We start from the raw sequence: 14510 nt of genomic DNA, 5'->3' as shown, positions 1-14510 counted from the left end.
GATCATTCGGCCGGAACACCGGGCCGGGTCTGAGAGGGTTGGATCTGGGAAAGCGCCGGCGTCGAAGCCCGCGCGGATTGCAGGCGCGGCCCGCCAGAGACAGCGACTTTCTGCGCTGTGTTCTCGGAGACGGGTTTGCCTGCCTCCAGCTTTTGTCCGCTGGGCACCCGGCGGGCGCGGCGGCCCTGCCAGTTCGGGATCAGCACGGTCATCACCGTATGCCAGATGATCCACAGATCCATGCGCAAGCTGCGGCGGCGCTGATAGATCAGGTCCAGACGCAATTTGGTCGGCAGGCAGCGACGGTAATAGGCGGCCTCGGTCGCCTCTGCCGTCTGGCAGCGCGCCATGATCCGGTCCTCATGCGCATGATAGATCATCGTCGCAAGCCCGGTGACACCTGGCCGGTTCCTCAGCACCTGTGAATAAAGCGCAGGGAAACGTTCGACATATTCGCGCAGCGGCGGACGCGGGCCGACAAAGCTCATATCGCCGCGCAGGATGTTGAAAAGCTGCGGCAGCTCGTCGATGCGGGTACGGCGCAGGATGCGGCCGACACGGGTGATGCGCCAATGCTTATGCCCGCCGGTCGCACCGAAATCCCCTTCGTCCCGCAGCATGGTGCGGAACTTCAGCAGGTTGAACGGCTCACCCGGCGCGCGCATGCGGGGCGCGACGTACAGCAGGGGCCGCCCTTGAGTGACCAGCAAAACCACCGCAACCACGGCCATGACGACCGACAGGGGGACAAGCAGAACAAGTGCCAGGAAAATGTCAAAAAGGCGCTTGCCCAAGGTCATGCCGACCCGGGTCTGCGCCTCTTCACGTGCGATCCAGCCCAGATCGACATTTGTTATCGAGGCCAGATCGCGACGGTCGGCTTTGTCCCAATCGTGGTGAATCGTCACAATACCGTCCCGCGTTTGGCACCTTGGAGAACTTTTCCCGCCTAACATAGCGACTTGCAATTTGAAACTCCTGCAAGCGCGAAACAGAGCGAGACTTGCAGAACCGTGTCCTTTCGGCCAGTCTTTGCTTATTCTGGGCAGCCAAGGCAGGGTACATGCGGAAATTTCTGGTGGTTCTGGATGACACGCGAGAATGTCTGAATGCTATCCGCTACGCCGCTCTACGCGCAGCCAAGACTGGCGGCGGTGTCCAGGTTCTCGGGGTGATTCCGGCCACAGCTATCCAGCATGGCATGGGCGTCGCCGAGGTTATGCGCGCCGAGGCATATGAGCGGATCGAGGCGCATTACGAAGTCTTTGCCAAATGGATGCGCGACCGCCCCGGCATCGAGCCCGAACTGGTGGTCCGCGAAGGAGAGCCCGCGACCGAGCTATTGGCCCAGATCCATACCGATCCCGAAATCGGCGTGGTGGTGCTGGCGGCCGCGACCGAAAACGCCGGTCCCGGACCTCTGGTCACAAGACTGATGCGAGAGGTCGCCAGCCTGCCCTGCACCATCACCATCGTGCCCGGCGACATCTCGCGCGAGCGGCTGGAACAGATCACCTGATGAACCGTGGGCTGGCCTTGGCCACGCTTGCGGCGATTCCAGTGCTTGCATGGATATTTCATCAACTTGGCCACCTTGAGGGGCTGCGCCCGCTGACGGCCATTGCAATCGGGCTTGGGCTTTACTGGACACTTATCGTCGGCGCGCTCTGGCATTGCGACGGATGGTCGCTACGCCCTTACCTGCCCCCGGGCCTGACGCTGCTGGCCCTGACAGCATTCGTCGCTGCCTGCGCCCTTTGGGCCGGAACCGCACCGCTGCAACTGTCGGCACATGTGTCTGGCGCGGTCGCTTTGGCCGCGCTGATCAACGGCACCCTGGAAGAGGCTTTCTGGCGTGGCGCACTGATTCCCCGCCCCGGCCCAAGCGCGCAGGCTGTGGCCACAGGGCTATTCATCCTGTGGCATCTGGCCCCTGCCCTTGCCATGGCACGGCTTGATGCGCCGGGCGGCGGGGTTGGCACCATCCTTGGGGCAACAGTGATTGCGCCGTTTCTGATGGCGGCACGGCTGTCCTCGGGGACGGCGGGGGCCGGGGCGATTGCGCATGTGCTCATCAATTTCCTTGTCTTTGCAAGGCTCGCCGCGGCGAATGGAATACCGGTCTGACTTGACTTGTTCCCCCTTCGATCCCCATATCCGAGGGCAAAGGAGCCCGCGCCATGTTCATCCAGACCGAAACCACCCCCAACCCCGCGACGCTGAAGTTTCTGCCGGGTGAAACCGTGCTCGGCGACGGCACCGCTGATTTCCCCGCGCCCGAGGCTGCGGCCACCAGCCCGCTGGCCCGCCGCATCTTTGCCGTTCCGGGCGTGACCGGGGTGTTTCTCGGTTCGGATTTCGTGACGGTGACCAAGGCCGATGATGCGGTCTGGGACCATCTGAAACCCTCGGTCCTTGGCGCGATCATGGAGCATTACCAGTCCGGCGCTCCGGCCATCGAAGGCGCGACCGGCAGCGCCCATAACGATCAGACCGGCCCCGATGCCGAAATCGTCAACCAGATCAAGGAACTGCTGGACACCCGCGTCCGCCCCGCCGTGGCGCAGGACGGCGGCGACATCACCTTCCACGGCTTTGATCGCGGCGTCGTCTATCTGCATATGCAGGGCGCTTGCGCCGGCTGCCCTTCGTCCACGCTGACCCTGAAAATGGGCATCGAGAACCTGCTGCGCCATTACATCCCGGAAGTGACCGAGGTGCGGCCCGTTGGCTGAGACGTTTTCGCTGGGTTTCGACACATCGGCCGCGCATTGCGCGGCCGCTTTGCTGCAAGGCGACAAGCTGCTGGCCCACCGCCACGAGGAAATGGCCCGCGGCCAGGCCGAGCGTCTGTTTCCTCTGCTTGAAGAGGTGCTGACCGGGGCTGGCGTCGTCTGGAGCCAGCTTTCGGTTCTTGGCTGCGGTATCGGGCCGGGAAATTTTACCGGTATCCGCATCTCGGTTGCGGCGGCGCGGGGGCTCGCCTTGTCGCTTGGCATCCCCGCAGTAGGCGTCGGCGTAACCGAGGCTGCCGCGCATGGCCTGCCTCGCCCCTGTCGTGTCGCTGTCCCCGCCCGTAATGGCGAGGTGATCTGGCAGGATTTCGGCCCCGGCCTTACCTCGATGCCCGAACAGGGAACGTTGCACGATCTGCCTGCGGGGCCACCGTTATTGTCCCCCGTGATGCCACTGGCCGAGGCAATTGCCCGCATTGCGGCCGAACGGCGTGACCATCCGGATCTGCCGCGCCCGGCCCCGATCTATCTGCGCCCGGCCGATGCAGCCCCGGCGCGTGACCATGCGCCGCCCATCCTGCCCTGACGCCGCCATGCCCCCCCAAACGCTGGCCGCACTGCATCGCAGCGCCTTTACCACCCATCCCCGCCCATGGTCCGAGCCTGAGTTTAAGGGCCTGTTGACCAGCCCGGCGAATTTCCTGCTGACCCGCCCACCCCACGGCTTTCTGCTGGGTCGTTGCATCGTGGATGAGGCCGAGTTGCTGACGCTGGCCATCGCACCCGAGGCAAGGCGTCAGGGTCTGGCCTCTGCCCTGCTTGACGAATTCGCCGCCACGTCACGCCAGCGGGGCGCGGTCCGGGCATTTCTTGAGGTCGCCTCGGACAATGTTCCGGCCTTGGCACTTTACGCAGGTGCTGGCTGGGAAACCGTTGGAAAGCGACGTGATTATTACGCCTCTGGCGTCGATGCAGTACTGATGCAGCGAACGCTTTGATCCCGGATAAGCCTGTTGACGGATTCGGGCCCATGCGCCCTAATTCGTAAATCCTGGGCTGACTCGCCCGTAACCCGTTTTGAGGCTCGATATGTCCCTGATGAAATCTCTGCTTGCCGGTGCCTGCCTGACTTTCATGCCGCTGGCGGCTCTGGCCGATCCGGCACTGATCTTCGATCTGGGCGGGAAGTTCGACAAATCCTTCAACGAAGCCGCCTATGAAGGCGCCGAGCGCTGGAAGGCCGAGACCGGGGGCAGCTACAAAGAGCTGGAAATGCAGTCCGAGGCGATGCGCGAACAGGCGCTGCGTCGGCTGGCGCAATCGGGGGCCAATCCCATCGTGATGACCGGCTTTGCCTTTGGCGAGGTGCTGAACAAAATTGCCCCGGACTATCCCGACACGAAATTCGTCATCATTGACACGACCGTCGAACAGCCGAACGTACAATCCGTGGTCTTTACCGAGGAACAGGGCTCGTATCTCGCCGGGATCGCGGCAGCCAAGGCCTCGAAATCCGGCACGGTCGGCTTTATCGGCGGCATGGATATCCCGCTGATCCACAAGTTCGAATGCGGCTATGCCCAAGGGTTCAAGGCCGCCCGCCCCGATGGCAAGGTCATCATCAACTATACCGGCACCACCCCCGCAGCATGGAACGACCCGGTGAAGGGGGGCGAGCTGCTCAAGGCGCAAGTCTCGCAACAGGCAGACGTGGTCTATGCGGCGGCTGGCGGTACCGGCATTGGCGTGCTGCAGGCGGCGGCAGATGCCGGAGTGCTGTCGATTGGTGTCGACAGCAACCAGAACCACCTGCATCCGGGCAAGGTGCTGACTTCGGTCGTCAAGGGCGTCGACGTCTCGGTTTATGAGGCGTTCAAGGCCGGGGCCGAGGTCCAGCCGGGCATCAAGGTCATGGATCTTGCCTCGGGTGGGGTATCGCTGGCGATGGACGACAATAACAAGCCGCTCATTACCGACGAGATTACGGCCGCCGTCGATGCCGCCGCCAAGGCGATCACCGCAGGCGAAATCAAGGTGCATGACTACATGACCGACAACACCTGCCCGGTTCAGTAACATGGCGCTTGCTGGCGCGACAGGCACGGCCCCCGCAATCGAATTGCGGGGGATTTCCAAGGCCTTCGGGCCGGTGCAGGCAAACCGGAACATCGACCTGGTCGTGCCCCGCGGCACGATCCACGGCATCATCGGCGAAAATGGGGCCGGGAAATCGACGCTGATGTCGATCCTCTACGGCTTTTACCGTCCCGATGCCGGCGAGATCCTGATCGGCGGCCAGCCGGTCACGATCAGCGACAGCCAGGCGGCGATCCGCGCCGGCATCGGCATGGTGTTCCAGCATTTCAAGCTGGTGCCGAATTTCACCGTGCTGGAAAACATTATCCTTGGGGCCGAGGACCGAGGGCTTCTGCGCCATTCGCTGTCCCGCGCGCGAGGCGAGTTAAAGCGCCTGGCCGAGGAATATGGGCTGCAGGTCGACCCCGACGCGGCAGTCGAGGAATTGTCTGTCGGCCATCAGCAACGGGTCGAGATCCTCAAGGCGCTTTATCGTCAGGCCGATATCCTGATTCTGGACGAACCGACCGGCGTTCTGACCCCGGCCGAGGCAGACCACCTGTTCCGCATCCTGCGTGGCCTCAAGGATGAGGGCAAAACCATCATCCTGATCACCCACAAGCTGCGCGAGATCATGGAGATCACGGACAACGTCTCGGTCATGCGGCGAGGTGAGATGGTGGCCTCGGTCCGCACCGCCGGGACGAACCCGACAGAGCTGGCCGAACTGATGGTGGGACGCAAGGTTCTGCTGCGGGTCGAAAAGACCCCCGCCCAGCCCGGCGCACCGGTGCTTGAGGTTCGGGGCCTTGGCATGGTCGATGCGGACGGGGTCGAGCGGCTGCGCGGCATCGACCTTGAAGTCCGCGCGGGCGAAATCGTCGGCATCGCAGGCGTGGCAGGAAACGGCCAGACGCAACTTCTTGAAATTCTGGGTGGTTTTCCCGAACCCGGTGCAAGGTTGCAGGGCGAAATCCGGCTGAACGGCACGCCCCTGCCCCTTAGCGGCACTGGCGCAGACGGCCGCGCCCGGCGCGCAGCGGGAATAGGCCATGTCCCCGAGGACCGGCAGGTCGAGGGGCTGATCATGGATTTCTCGGCCTGGGAAAACAGCGCCTTTGGCTATCATGACGCGCCGCAATTCCAGAACGGGCTGCTGATGGACAATGCCGCGATCCGCGCCGACGCGGCCGACAAGATGCAGCGTTTCGACGTCCGCCCCCCGAACCCCGACCTTGCGGCCAAGAATTTCTCCGGCGGCAATCAGCAGAAAATCGTGGTCGCGCGCGAGATCGAGCGTAACCCCGATCTGCTGCTGATCGGCCAGCCAACACGCGGGGTGGATATTGGCGCGATCGAGTTCATTCACAAACGCATCGTAGCCCTGCGCGATGCGGGCAAAGCGGTGTTGCTTGTCTCGGTCGAACTCGATGAAATCATGGCGCTATCTGACCGCATCGCGGTGATGTTTGACGGCCGGATCATGGGTGAGCGTCTGCCGGCCAGCACCACGGCCGGAGAGCTGGGCTGCCTGATGGCCGGGCTCGAACCCGCCGCGGCACCGGCGACCAGCGGAGGCACCGAATGACGCGCTGCATGTCCCGGCCCAGAGGGCCCCAGAATATGAATATGCCGGGAGGGGCAGGTTAATGGAGCGAATGCCGAAATGGGCGGATGTGATCGTGACGCCGCTGATCTCGCTGGCTCTGGCCTTTGCCATCTCGGCGCTGGTGATCCTGGCCATCGGGGAAAGCCCGGTCGAGGCGCTGAAGGTCATGGTTGAAGGGGCGCTCGGCTCTAGCTACGGCTGGGGATTCACCCTCTATTACACGACGAATTTCGTCTTTACCGGCCTTGCCGTCATGGTCGCCTATCACGCTGGCCTCTTCAACATCGGGGGCGAGGGGCAGGCCGCGATGGGTGGGCTGGGCGTGACACTGGTGGTGCTGGCTCTGCCCTGGCCGCATTGGGCGCTGGCGCTGCCCGCCGCCGTGGTGGGCGCTGCGCTGTTTGGCGCGCTCTGGGCGCTGATCCCGGCCTGGCTGCAGGCCAAGCGTGGCAGCCATGTCGTCATCACCACGATCATGTTCAACTTTATCGCCGCGGCGCTGCTGAACTATGTGCTTGTGAACCTGCTGCGCCCGGTGGGCAGCATGGACCCTGCCTCGGCGAATTTTCCGCCGGCGACCCATCTGCCCAAACTTTCCGATATGGCGCTGGCATTCGGGATCGACTGGGGCAGGAACACCCCGGCCAATATCGCCTTTTTCATCGCCATCATCGCCTGCCTGCTGGTCTGGTTGCTGATCTGGCGCACGCGGCTGGGTTATGAGATCCGCGCTTTCGGCAAGTCCGAGCCAGCCGCGCTTTACGCCGGTATCTCTCCGGTAAGGATCACCGTGGTCGCCATGCTGATATCCGGCGCGCTGGCAGGTCTGATGGCGGTCAACAACGTCATGGGCGAGGCCGAGAGGCTGGTCCTGAATGCCGTCGAGGGCGCGGGCTTCATCGGCATCGCCGTCGCGCTGATGGGACGCAACCATCCGCTTGGCGTATTCCTTGCCGCGCTGCTTTTTGGTTTTCTTTATCAGGGCGGAGGAGAGCTTGCCCTCTGGACCTCGATTCCGCGCGAACTGATCGTCATCATTCAGGCATTGGTGATCCTGTTCACCGGGGCGCTCGACAACATGGTGCGCATGCCGCTTGAGCGGCTGTTCCTGACCCTGAACCGCAAGAGAGGCTGAGATGGATTTCGCAACCATCCTGCAAATCCTTGATTCCGCCATGCGGCTGATGACGCCCCTGCTGCTCGCCTGCCTCGCCGGGCTTTACTCGGAACGTGCCGGCGTCTTTGACATAGGACTTGAGGGCAAGATGCTGATGGCGGCCTTTGCCTCGGCCTCGGTCGCCTATGCGACAGGCAGCGCCTGGGCCGGGCTTCTGGCAGGGATCACAGGCGCAGTGGCGCTGGCGCTGCTGCACGGGCTTGCCTCGATCACCTTCCGGGGCAATCAGCTTATCTCGGGCGTGGCGATCAACTTTCTCGCTTCGGGGCTGACCGTTCTGCTAGGGCAAAAGATCTTTGAGCTCGGCGGCCGAACCCCCTCGCTATCCGGCGCGGCGCGGTTTGACGCGATCACCCTGCCCTTTGCCGACAGCCTGCGCCCGGTGCCGGTGATCGGCCCGATCTATGCCGAGCTGATCTCGGGCCACACGATCCTTGTCTATGTCGCCTTCGCCATCGTACCGCTGACCTGGTGGGTGCTTTACCGCACCCGCTTTGGCCTGCGGCTGCGCGCGGTGGGCGAGAACCCGGCCTCGGTCGATACCGCCGGGGTCTCGGTCACGCGGCTGCGTTATGCCGCAGTGCTGATCTGTGGCCTGCTTTGCGGGCTTGCCGGAGCCTATCTCGCCACTGGCATTTCCGCTGGTTTCGTCAAAGAAATGACCGCCGGACGCGGCTTTATCGCACTGGCGGCACTCATCTTCGCCAAATGGCGACCATGGAGCGCATTGGGCGCAACCTTCCTCTTTGGTCTGCTCGAGGCAGTGGCGAACCGCTTTCCCAATCTGGACCTCGGCTTTGTCACCGTGCCGTCGATGTTCATGAACGCGCTGCCTTATATCCTGACCGTCATCATCCTGGCCGGCTTTGTCGGCCGCGCCATACCGCCCCGCGCGGGAGGAGAGCCCTATGTCAAAGAGCGCTGAGCTTGCCCGCCTGATCCAGGGCCGTGCCGGAAACGCCGCACCCGAATACGGGCTGATCCTCGGCTCTGGCCTCGGGCATCTCGCCAGCGCGGTAGAAGGCACCGCAATCCCCTATTCCGACCTGCCCGGCTTTCCCCATGCCGGGGTTTCGGGCCATGTGCCGCAGCTCGTGATCGGCCAGCTCGAAGGCCGCCGCGTCGCGGTCTTCGGCGGCAGGGCGCATTATTACGAAGCGGGCCGCGCGGATGTGATGCGCCTGCCGCTTGAGGTGCTCAAGGCGCTTGGCTGCGAACGGCTCTTGCTGACAAATGCCGCCGGCAGCCTGCGCCCCGAGATGCCGCCCGGCTCACTCATGCTGCTTTCGGACCATATCGCTTTCGCGGGCACCAACCCGCTGATCGGCGAACCTTCCGAGGCCCGCTTCGTACCCATGACCAAAGCCCATGACCCGCAAATCCGCGCCGCCCTGAAAGCCGCTGCCAAGGCCGAGGACATCCCCCTGCCCGAAGGCGTCTATTGCTGGTTTTCAGGTCCCTCGTTCGAAACCCCAGCCGAAATCCGCGCCGCCCGCACCCTCGGCGCTGACGCGGTCGGTATGTCCACCGTGCCCGAGGTGATCCTCGCACGCTTTCTCGGCCTCAAATGTGCAGCCGTCTCGGTCATCACCAATATGGGCGCGGGGCTTTCGGATGAATCGATCAGCCACGAACATACCAAGGCGATGGCCCCGCTCGGTGCCGCCAAGCTGGAACGCATCCTGCGCCGCTTTCTGACCCAGAGCAGCTGACAGCGTTTCTTTCGTGTTCAAATATCCCCGCCGGAGGCACGCAACCTGACCACCGGCGCTACCCCGCCAGATTCATCCCGGCCAGCACCGCCTCGACCCGTTCAGCTGCGCCCTCGGGGTCCTCAAGGCTTTCCAGCGCCACTACGGGCCCCCGCCCGTCATCATGGCGTGCCCGGTGCTTGTCATAGCGCGGGTCGTAATGGTGACGCATCAGACCCTCGGCAAGCCCAGCCCAATCGGCGACGTCAATCAGGCGCAACCAATCCTCTATCCGCTCGGCCGGATGCAGCGGTCGCAGCAACTCCACGATGCGCGCCACAGCTGCGGGGTCGGCGCTGGTGTCGGCATAGACCCGGGCAGTATAGGCGGCGCGAGCTTCGACCGGAACGGCCAGCCGGATACGCGGCGCGGCAATGATCGCCTGCCAGATACCGCGTGGCAGGTTCACGTCACCGATGCGCGAACTCTCGGCCTCGACAAGCAGCGGCCGGCTTGAATCCAAAGCCTCCAGCGCCACGGCAAGTCGACCCTCGAAACATTTCTGGCTGGGCTGACCACCGGGCATCGCGCCAAACAGGCTGCCACGATGATTTGCAAGCCCCTCAAGGTCGATGACCTGATGACCACGTGCGGCAAGGCGCTGCAGGATCTCGGTCTTGGCACTGCCGGTATTGCCGTCCAGCACCACGACAGGTGCGGTGACCAACTGCTGCACCCGCTCAACCACCAGCGCACGCCATGCCTTGTAACCTCCCCCGACGCGCCCGACGCGCCAGCCGATCTGGGCAAGAATGGTCGCAAAGGCACCCGACCTCTGACCGCCCCGCCAGCAATAGACCAAGGGCCGCCAGCCGCCGCCATGCCCGGCCAGCGACCCGGCAATGTGGCGCGCGGCATTGGCGGCGACCATGGCACCACCCAGCTTGCGGGCATCAAAGGGGGAAACCTGTTTGTAGATCGTGCCGACCTGGGCACGTTCCTCGTCCGACAGCACCGGCAGGTTGACCGCGCCAGGCAGATGATCCTCGGCATATTCCGACGGAGATCGGACGTCGATAATGGTGTCGAATCCGGCAAGCGCCGGATCCGACAGCGATTTCAGGCGGATATCCACTTAGTAGACGTAGACCGGAGTCCCGATCGGAACCTGCTCATACAGGTCCATCACTGCCTCGTTACGCATACGGATACAGCCGTTCGAGACAGCCCGGCCGATCGAATTCGGCTCGGTCGTGCCGTGAATGCGGATCGCGGTGTCGTTGCCCTTGGCGTCATAGAGATACAGCGCGCGCGCACCCAGCGGGTTGGTCGGACCACCCGGCATGCCATCAGCCCATTTGGCATATTGTGCGGGCTTGCGCTTGATCATCGCAGGGGTCGGCGTCCAGCTTGGCCATTCGGTCTTGCGACCGACCGTAGCGCGACCTTTCCAGACCAGCTCATCCTTGCCCACGGCAACGCCATAGCGGATCGCCCGGCCCGGAGCGATGACGTGGTACAGGAAAAAGTCCTTGGAAACCACGACGATGCTGCCGACCTCGAAATCGCTGCGGATTGCAACCTCGGTCGGGGCATAGGGGTCGCGCTTGGGCTCGGCACGTTTCGTCTGCGCCGCTGGCTGAGCCCGCTCCTGGGTCAGAGCCAGCGTAGGCACGGCCACCAAAGGCAACGCGGCCATCAGCATCTGTCTGCGATTCATCTGTTTGTCCCAAATTCTTCGATGTTCCTTGATCCAGCGCCTAACCTCTTGAACCGCCCGGATCAACTCAAAGCGCCGTGACGCGGTTGAAACGCGCAAGGAACGTGCCCAGGTTACATCAGGAAAGGACCGTCTGCCATGATCCGTGCAACCTGCGCCCCGACTGAACGCCTGCCGCGCCGCGCGGCCACACCTGTCCCGCATCTGTGCCAGGATCGGAGTGGGCGTGGTTGTCGCTGTCATGTCTCTGCCCGGCTGCGGCAGGCCCGACCGGCACTTGCCGGCAATGGCCACGCGCTGCGCTGGCGCCCCGACCCCGGTAAAGGGATGCCGCGCCATCAGGTCCTGCATCACCAGCCCCAGCGCCAGCAGGCTCCGCCGTTTCCTGTCTGAATAGCGCCCTTCCCGCATTCTGACAGGGTAAGCCAATGAAAAATCATCATAACGATGCCGAGCTGACCATCGCCGGCATGAGCTGTGCCTCTTGTGTAGGCCGCGTCGAAAAGGCGCTGGCCGCTGTACCGGGGATCGAAAACCCGCAGGTCAACCTTGCGACCGGACGCGCACGCTTTGTCGTGAACTCTGCCGATGCCCTGCCCCGCGCAATCGAGGCGCTGGCCGGTGCCGGTTATCCGGCCGAACCGCTGGAGACCCGGCTGAACATCGACGGGATGACCTGCGCCTCTTGCGTCGGTCGCGTCGAAAAGGCGCTCTCGGCCATGCCGGGCGTGACTTCTGCGCAGGTCAATCTGGCCACCGGCAGCGCCACAGTCCACCATTCCCCCGCCGTAACGCCCCAGACGCTGGCCGAGACGGTCACCGCCAAGGGTTATCCCGCGCAGGTGCAGGCCGAGGCAGGCCACCACATGCACGACCACTCGGCCGATGCCGCCACGCTTCGGCGCAATTTCCTGATCGCGCTGGTTCTTACCCTGCCGATCTTTGTGGCCGAAATGGGTGGCCATATCTTTCCGGCCTTCCATCACTGGATTTCCATGGCGCTGGACCAGCGCCTGCTGTGGATTGGCGAATTCGTGCTGACGACGGCGGTGCTGGCGGGACCGGGGCGGATGTTCTTTCGCATCGGCTTTCCCGCCCTGATGCGCCGCGCACCCGAGATGAACAGCCTGGTCGCGCTTGGTGCCTCGGCGGCGTGGCTCTATTCGACCGTGGCAACCTTTGCGCCGGGCCTGCTGCCGTCTGAATCAGTCCATGTCTATTACGAGGCCGCCGCCGTCATCGTCACGCTGATTCTGCTGGGCCGCTGGCTTGAGGCGCGGGCCAAAGGACAGGCGGGCGACGCCATCCGCCGCCTGATCGAGCTTACCCCAGACACCACCCGGGTCGAACGGAACGGCAGCATCCGCGACATTCCGGTGGCCGAACTGCGCACCGGTGACATCGTCCACCTGCGCCCGGGCGAGCGGGTGGCCGTCGACGGTGTGCTGACCGAGGGCAGCGGCGCCATCGACGAATCCATGCTGACGGGCGAGCCGGCTCCGGTCAGCAAAACGACCGGAGACCCCGTGACCGGCGGCACGGTCAACGGCACCTCGGCCCTTGCCTATCGCGTCACCGCCACGGGTGGCGACACGGTTCTTGCGCGCATCATCCGCATGGTCGAGGATGCACAGGCAACCAAACTTCCGGTTCAGGCACTGGTGGACCGCATCACCGCGGTCTTTGTTCCGGTCGTGATCGGGCTTGCGATCCTGTCCTTTGCGCTGTGGCTGATCTTTACCGGCTCGCTCGGGCAAGCGATGGTTGCGGCGATATCGGTCCTGATCATCGCCTGCCCCTGTGCAATGGGGCTGGCGGTGCCGGTCTCGATCATGGTCGGCACCGGGCGGGGTGCCGAACTGGGCGTGCTGTTCCGGCGCGGCGATGCGCTGCAACGGCTGGCCGATGCCCGCATCGTCGCCTTTGACAAGACCGGAACGCTGACCCAGGGCGCGCCCGCCCTGACCGCGATCAAGGCCGAGGGCATGACGCCCGAAGATGCGCTGCGCCTTGCCGCGTCTGCCGAGGCACGTTCCGAGCATCCTCTTGCCGCCGCCATCACTGCTGCCGCCCGTGACAAAGGGCTGGAGCTGCCCCCGGCCGAGGACGTCCAGGCCACGGTGGGACGCGGCCTGTCAGCCCGGGTCGAGGGACGCGCACTGCTGATCGGCAATGCCGCCGCGCTGACCGAAAGCGGGATCACCACCTCGCCCACGCTGATCGCGGCTGCCCGGGGATGGGCTGCGAATGGCGCAACCCCCGTGCATCTGGCCGTCGACGGCCAGCATGTAGCAGCCATGGCGCTGGCCGACCCGATCCGCCCCGAGGCTGCAGAAACGGTGACAAAGCTGCACGAACTGGACCTGCAGACTGCGATGATCTCGGGTGATGTGCAGGCCACGGCCGAGGCGGTTGGCCGCCAGCTTGGCATCGACCGCGTGACCGCCGGCGTCCTGCCCGAGGGCAAGCTGGCCGCGATCCGCGATATGGGCGCAGGCACGGTCTTTGTCGGTGACGGGATCAACGACGCCCCGGCGCTTGCCGCGGCCGAGACCGGCATCGCCATCGGCACCGGCACCGATGTCGCCATCGAATCGGCCGAGGTGGTTCTGATCGGCGGCGACCCGTTGGGCGTGGTGCGTGCCATCCGCCTGTCGCGCAGCGTCATGCGCAACATCCGGCAGAACCTGTTCTGGGCCTTTGGCTATAATGCCGCGCTGATTCCGGTGGCCATGGGGGCGCTGGTGCCCTTTGGCGGGCCACAGCTTTCGCCCATGCTGGGGGCGGGTGCGATGGCACTGTCATCGGTCTTTGTGGTCAGCAACGCATTGCGCCTGAAACGAGCCGGATAATGCTGAGAATCCTTGTCCTGATCATGACCCTGGCCGCCGCACAGATGGCGGCGGCCGCCCCGCTGCGCATTCTCGCCTTTGGCGACAGCCTGACCGAAGGTTATGGTCTGCCGCGCCGTCACGGGCTGGTGCCGCAGCTGCAGAGCTGGCTAAAGGCGCGTGGCCATGACGTGGTTGTGCTGAACGGAGGCCTTTCGGGCGACACCACCGCCGGCGGGCGGGTACGGATCGGCTATTCGCTGGCCCGCCATAAACCCGATGCGGTGATCGTCGAGCTGGGCGGCAACGACCTGCTGATGGGTTTCGGTCCGGCCATGGTCGAGGACAATCTGGATTCGATTCTGAAACAGGCCGGCAAGGGCGGAAAGCCGCTCTTGCTGGTCGGCATCGCCTTGCCGGACGAGAACGATCCGCTGCGCGAGGACTGGGCCACGATCTGGCCCCGCCTGGCCCAAAAACACGGCACCTTGCTGATGGAAAACCTCTACCAGCCGCTTTTTGACCTGCCGGGCGAAGATTACAAAACCATGCTGCAATCCGACAAGCTGCATGCCTCGGCTGAGGGGGTCAGACTGATCATCGAATCGCTGGGCCCCAAGGTCGAGGAACTGATCGCCGCTGCCAGCATCCCGCGCTGATCACCAAAGGTA

Annotated in this window: 16 protein-coding genes; 13 read left to right on the top strand and 3 right to left on the bottom strand. The window is 64.3% G+C overall.

Features of this window, described 5'->3' with window-relative positions:
• Positions 1-2 precede the first annotated feature (2 nt).
• Positions 3-908: a sugar transferase gene (locus F8A10_RS02010; RefSeq protein ID WP_152366576.1), complete on the bottom strand. Its 906-nt coding sequence runs from the start codon at positions 906-908 to the stop codon at positions 3-5.
• Positions 909-1063: 155 nt separating this feature from the next.
• Between F8A10_RS02010 and F8A10_RS02005 the strand changes: the two genes are divergently transcribed.
• The 10 genes from F8A10_RS02005 to F8A10_RS01960 all read left to right on the top strand — a co-directional run bounded on the left by F8A10_RS02005 (position 1064) and on the right by F8A10_RS01960 (position 9309).
• On the top strand, positions 1064-1519 hold the full coding sequence (locus F8A10_RS02005; RefSeq protein WP_010393136.1) for a universal stress protein: 456 nt from the start codon (positions 1064-1066) through the stop codon (positions 1517-1519).
• Positions 1519-2127 (top strand): CPBP family glutamic-type intramembrane protease, encoded by a 609-nt coding sequence (locus F8A10_RS02000; protein ID WP_152366575.1) that lies wholly within the window; start codon positions 1519-1521, stop codon positions 2125-2127. The genes F8A10_RS02005 and F8A10_RS02000 overlap by 1 nt, the downstream gene beginning before the upstream one ends.
• Positions 2128-2180: 53 nt before the next feature.
• On the top strand, positions 2181-2735 hold the full coding sequence (locus F8A10_RS01995; protein WP_010393139.1) for a NifU family protein: 555 nt from the start codon (positions 2181-2183) through the stop codon (positions 2733-2735).
• Positions 2728-3321, top strand: a complete 594-nt coding sequence (gene tsaB / locus F8A10_RS01990; RefSeq protein ID WP_010393141.1) for a tRNA (adenosine(37)-N6)-threonylcarbamoyltransferase complex dimerization subunit type 1 TsaB — start codon at positions 2728-2730, stop codon at positions 3319-3321. Before F8A10_RS01995 ends, tsaB begins: the two co-directional genes overlap by 8 nt.
• Positions 3322-3328: 7 nt before the next feature.
• The gene (locus F8A10_RS01985) at positions 3329-3733 is read left to right on the top strand and encodes a GNAT family N-acetyltransferase (protein WP_193668135.1); all 405 of its coding nucleotides are present in this window, start codon (positions 3329-3331) and stop codon (positions 3731-3733) included.
• 91 nt (positions 3734-3824) lie between these two features.
• The gene (locus tag F8A10_RS01980) at positions 3825-4811 is read left to right on the top strand and encodes a BMP family lipoprotein (protein WP_010393147.1); all 987 of its coding nucleotides are present in this window, start codon (positions 3825-3827) and stop codon (positions 4809-4811) included.
• Between the two features lies 1 nt (position 4812).
• Positions 4813-6399, top strand: a complete 1587-nt coding sequence (locus F8A10_RS01975; RefSeq protein ID WP_152366573.1) for an ABC transporter ATP-binding protein — start codon at positions 4813-4815, stop codon at positions 6397-6399.
• A gap of 61 nt (positions 6400-6460) precedes the next feature.
• Positions 6461-7555 carry an ABC transporter permease gene (locus tag F8A10_RS01970; RefSeq protein ID WP_029371447.1) on the top strand — a complete coding sequence of 365 codons (1095 nt, stop codon included), beginning with the start codon at positions 6461-6463 and terminating at the stop codon, positions 7553-7555.
• Position 7556: 1 nt separating this feature from the next.
• Positions 7557-8522 carry an ABC transporter permease gene (locus F8A10_RS01965; protein ID WP_085501336.1) on the top strand — a complete coding sequence of 322 codons (966 nt, stop codon included), beginning with the start codon at positions 7557-7559 and terminating at the stop codon, positions 8520-8522.
• Positions 8506-9309, top strand: a complete 804-nt coding sequence (locus tag F8A10_RS01960) for a purine-nucleoside phosphorylase (protein WP_152366572.1) — start codon at positions 8506-8508, stop codon at positions 9307-9309. Before F8A10_RS01965 ends, F8A10_RS01960 begins: the two co-directional genes overlap by 17 nt.
• A gap of 58 nt (positions 9310-9367) precedes the next feature.
• Here the strand turns inward: F8A10_RS01960 and mnmH are convergent, their stop codons facing one another.
• Entirely contained in the window at positions 9368-10423 is a 1056-nt protein-coding gene (gene mnmH, locus F8A10_RS01955) for a tRNA 2-selenouridine(34) synthase MnmH (protein WP_152366571.1), read from the bottom strand.
• The gene (locus tag F8A10_RS01950) at positions 10424-11008 is read right to left on the bottom strand and encodes a L,D-transpeptidase (protein ID WP_029371451.1); all 585 of its coding nucleotides are present in this window, start codon (positions 11006-11008) and stop codon (positions 10424-10426) included. It abuts the gene before it with no gap.
• Between the two features lie 138 nt (positions 11009-11146).
• Here F8A10_RS01950 and F8A10_RS01945 point away from each other — a divergent pair, with 138 nt between their 5' ends.
• The 3 genes from F8A10_RS01945 to F8A10_RS01935 are packed head-to-tail and all read left to right on the top strand — an operon-like array spanning position 11147 to position 14498.
• Positions 11147-11401, top strand: coding sequence for a hypothetical protein (locus F8A10_RS01945; RefSeq protein WP_152366570.1), 255 nt, complete (start codon positions 11147-11149; stop codon positions 11399-11401).
• A gap of 35 nt (positions 11402-11436) precedes the next feature.
• Positions 11437-13860 (top strand): heavy metal translocating P-type ATPase, encoded by a 2424-nt coding sequence (locus tag F8A10_RS01940; protein WP_152366569.1) that lies wholly within the window; start codon positions 11437-11439, stop codon positions 13858-13860.
• Positions 13860-14498, top strand: coding sequence for an arylesterase (locus F8A10_RS01935; RefSeq protein ID WP_152366568.1), 639 nt, complete (start codon positions 13860-13862; stop codon positions 14496-14498). The genes F8A10_RS01940 and F8A10_RS01935 overlap by 1 nt, the downstream gene beginning before the upstream one ends.
• Positions 14499-14510 lie beyond the last annotated feature (12 nt).

This window comes from Paracoccus kondratievae (assembly GCF_009301415.1).
GTDB classification, from domain to species: Bacteria; Pseudomonadota; Alphaproteobacteria; order Rhodobacterales; family Rhodobacteraceae; genus Paracoccus; species Paracoccus kondratievae.
Note: the sequence above shows the minus strand (reverse complement) of the source record. Positions and strands in the feature narration are given on the sequence as shown.